Consider the following 3332-nt stretch of genomic DNA (forward strand, 5'->3'; position numbering starts at 1 on the left):
AATGCCTGACTCCCTGAGAGCACCACACCGTTCTGTTCATGTTCCACCTGTTTGATCCAGCGCCGAAGCGCTGTAGGGCCGACCCCCAGCGCCTGACAGGCCTCCGTTACGGAATAGTCTTTCTCGGTCACTAACGCGACGGCTTCCAGTTTGAACTCTGGAGTAAAGGACTGACGACGTTGGCTCATAAACAAGACACCTCACTGAGCGCTTTAGAATAACGCTTTACTGAGTGTCCGAAATTATTGAGCCACTACACACGTATACCCTCACGGGGAAAGGCCCGAACGCCTGGAACCATAACCTGTCAGAGTGGGGGATAGCCGATCTGGTGGGGAATGTGTGGGAGTGGAGTGACCAGTTCAAGATTGTTGACGGCCGGATGTATTGTACGGCTGATAACAACCCGGCACTGGCAGAAACCTCATGGCCTGCTCTGGCCGCCTACTTTGACAGCTCTTCCCCGACAGGCGGCGTGCCCATCCTCTCCAACTCCGTTACCAACAGACTGGGCGATATAGGAGACGACAGCACCACCGGCTACTCCAACTCTGTTGGCTGGAATGCCATGGGGATGAGCGCTGGCTACACCAGCCAGCTACTGCTCCGACGCCTGCTGGTAGAGCCCGTGGCCGGGGCATCTCTGGCTGGAGGGCTCTACACCCGCAACTACGGCACACGGCTGCCGCTACGTGGAGGGGCAACATCGTTTGGTGCATCAGCAGGCCTGGGGACGCTGGGGCTGCATATGATCCGCTCCATTGTGAACAGCTCATTCGGCTTCCGCCCCGCTTACTTCCCCGCCTGAGGTGATATATGACCTACATCCACAATGGCCAGCGCCACAGCGATTACAGCGAACAGTACATGGCAGAGCAGGGGATTGATGCAGAGACCCGCGCGGCCATCCTCGCCCAGCGTGACTATGAGCTGGCAACCCTCGCCGAACAGCTGCGAACCAGACGTAACCAGCTGCTGCAACAGGCAGACAACCTGATAAACAACGCCATTGATAACGGCAGCGATCCGCAAGCCCTGCGTAACTACCGGCAGGCGCTGCGGGACGTGCCAGAGCAGGAAGGGTTCCCAGAGGGGGTGAGCTGGCCGGTGTTGCCTGCGCTTACCTGAATGCACAAATGAAAGGAGCCCATGCCCTGAGGAATCAGGGCATGGACTAAATAATACGACTAGCGTCATGAAGGTCGTGGTGGATAGACCCCATTCAGGCAAATACACATATTCAGAGGCAAATAGGGCTGACGGTTTTCATGAGCCTGGCTATTGCCTGCAGCGCCAATCGAGGCAGGGTGTAATGTAGTATTGGGGGAGCCGTCTTTTTCCAGCGCAGTGAGTTGTGTAAAGGTGGTAGGCCCCGTTTTATAAGTGTAGGAAGACAGATAGCTGCCGGTGCCTGGCGCAGAAGACTTATTGGTAAAATCGCCCGGCACATTTAAGCGGTGCAGTGTGTGAGTGTGAGCGGGCATCTGTGACTCCGTCAGCGTTACAGAAGCGACACCTGATGACACACCGTATTGAACATATTCCACCATTCCTGATGTTGTAGTGTTTGTCGGGTGGGCAATCACTTTCTGTCGGAGGTCTGGAATACCAAATGTATTCCTTTTATCTCCACCAAAATTAAAACCAACAATAGAAAACAGCGCCGGAAACTGCTGAACATTAAGCAACGCGCCATTACAAAATGCCCAGTCTTCAGGGGCAAACTTAAAAGCAAATGACCTGATTTCCCCAATGAAACAGTCACTCATCATAATTCTCCTGAGTTATTCAATTAGGCTAAATGGCTGACTATGGCTGAGTTGGGTAGAGGCCCTGTAAAGCGATAATATAATTGAGGCCGATATAGGGCATCATATTGTAATGTGATGCACTATTGCCCGTAACGCCAATCGCTTGTGCATTGTATTCAACGTCTTGTGTAGTCTGACCCTGCTGCGGGTTGGTGTACACGAGATAACTACTACTTCCCGTATCTGCAAAAAGAAGACTTTGATTGGGAGTAGCACTAATCGCCGTTGATGAGCTGCAATACAGATCATGGGTATGAGCTGGTATTTGCGCCTCTGTTAAGGTGACCGACTGGCTGCCGCCACTTTGCCCCATCACCCGGTTGGTCAGCCCGGTCCCCTGGCCCTGCCCAATTGGAATACTGCCATTCATATTAGGCAGCTGAAAAGTGCTGCGACCATCTCCGCCGTATGTTGTCCCTATCAAGGCATACAAAGCCTGATAATCAACAATCGCTAACAACTGGCCATTACATAAAGCCCAGTTTTCCGGCGCGTAATTGCCGGCAAAAATACGGATCTCACCCAGATATGGTTCCATTTTTCTATCCTCTTTTTTCGTAATAGAGACCGTTGAAAATCACCATGGTCTAGGTGGATAAATACCCGATATACAGATACAGAAGTTCGTCACCAAAAAGGGTTGCATATTGTTATGTGCTTGCCCACCTCCTGTGCTCGTCAAGGAGGGTTGAATCTTCACTAAGTTGGAAGATGCCTGCCCATACAGATTGGCAGGAGAGGGGCCGACGCCCTGGGGGACGCCTGCATAAAAGGTATCTTTTGCGGCAGCATCGGTGCCAGTCTCAGTGGTGACCTGCACATCGTGATTGTGAAGAGGTATCTGAGCGACGGTAAGCGTAACCGCTTCAGCGCCGCCGGGCGTGGTGGCGGCATTCGGATCGGTATTACCCATCGGGGTGCGGCCACGCAGGTCGGGCAGGTTGAAGTACGTTTTTAAATCCCCCCCGTAGCTGTTCCCAAGCAGTGAAAACAGCGCCTGATTCTGTGCAACTTGCATGGTTGCACCATCGCACTTCGCCCAGCTGGTGGGGGCGAAGGGGAACGAGAACATCCTAATTTCACCTAAAAACGCGTCACTCATAAGAGCATCTCCTAGCTTCCTGAAAGAGCGTTGACAGCGTATCAAGGTGTAGCTGATAGAGTGGTTATATGTCCAGAAGGTGTAAATTTATTTTAGTAAAAGGCGATGTTTATCAGCATCTCCGGCTATACGTATAGGTAATTCATATTCAGCTACTTATCCTGTGGAGAGCTCGCAAGCTAATAGCTCCGGTGTCAGAACCCGCGTGGGTACTGTTGATCCGCGTTGCCTCGATAAGGCAACTTCCCAAAGGGATCACTAGGGTCTATAACCCTAACTCTCATTGACCCGTTTTGTAGTGGCTCAATGATTTCGGACACTCAGTAAAGCGTTATTCTAACGCGCTCAGTGAGGTGTCTTATTTATGAGCAAACGTCGTCAGTCCTTTACTCCAGAGTTCAAGCTGGAGGCCGTCGCGT

General features: G+C 52.0%; 6 protein-coding genes. 2 read left to right on the forward strand and 4 right to left on the reverse strand.

The window, feature by feature from the left end:
• On the reverse strand, positions 1-188 hold a 188-nt coding region (locus WH50_RS24965), incomplete at its 3' end, for a transposase (protein WP_133251428.1).
• A gap of 44 nt (positions 189-232) precedes the next feature.
• Here WH50_RS24965 and WH50_RS24970 point away from each other — a divergent pair.
• Both WH50_RS24970 and WH50_RS24975 read left to right on the forward strand, forming a co-directional pair.
• Positions 233-808 (forward strand): hypothetical protein, encoded by a 576-nt coding sequence (locus WH50_RS24970; RefSeq protein WP_133251429.1) that lies wholly within the window; start codon positions 233-235, stop codon positions 806-808.
• An 8-nt stretch (positions 809-816) separates the two neighbouring features.
• On the forward strand, positions 817-1128 hold the full coding sequence (locus WH50_RS24975; protein WP_207780480.1) for a phage tail assembly chaperone: 312 nt from the start codon (positions 817-819) through the stop codon (positions 1126-1128).
• Between the two features lie 65 nt (positions 1129-1193).
• On the opposite strand, the gene WH50_RS24980 is transcribed toward WH50_RS24975, so the two are convergent.
• The 3 genes from WH50_RS24980 to WH50_RS24990 are packed head-to-tail and all read right to left on the reverse strand — an operon-like array spanning position 1194 to position 2913.
• Complete coding sequence (locus WH50_RS24980; RefSeq protein ID WP_110190106.1) at positions 1194-1772, reverse strand: phage tail protein; 579 nt, start codon at positions 1770-1772, stop codon at positions 1194-1196.
• A gap of 37 nt (positions 1773-1809) precedes the next feature.
• The gene (locus tag WH50_RS24985) at positions 1810-2349 is read right to left on the reverse strand and encodes a phage tail protein (protein WP_110190108.1); all 540 of its coding nucleotides are present in this window, start codon (positions 2347-2349) and stop codon (positions 1810-1812) included.
• A gap of 39 nt (positions 2350-2388) precedes the next feature.
• Complete coding sequence (locus WH50_RS24990; protein ID WP_110190110.1) at positions 2389-2913, reverse strand: phage tail protein; 525 nt, start codon at positions 2911-2913, stop codon at positions 2389-2391.
• Positions 2914-3332 lie beyond the last annotated feature (419 nt).

Source organism: Pokkaliibacter plantistimulans (assembly GCF_003194385.1).
Lineage (GTDB): Bacteria > Pseudomonadota > Gammaproteobacteria > Pseudomonadales > Balneatricaceae > Pokkaliibacter > Pokkaliibacter plantistimulans.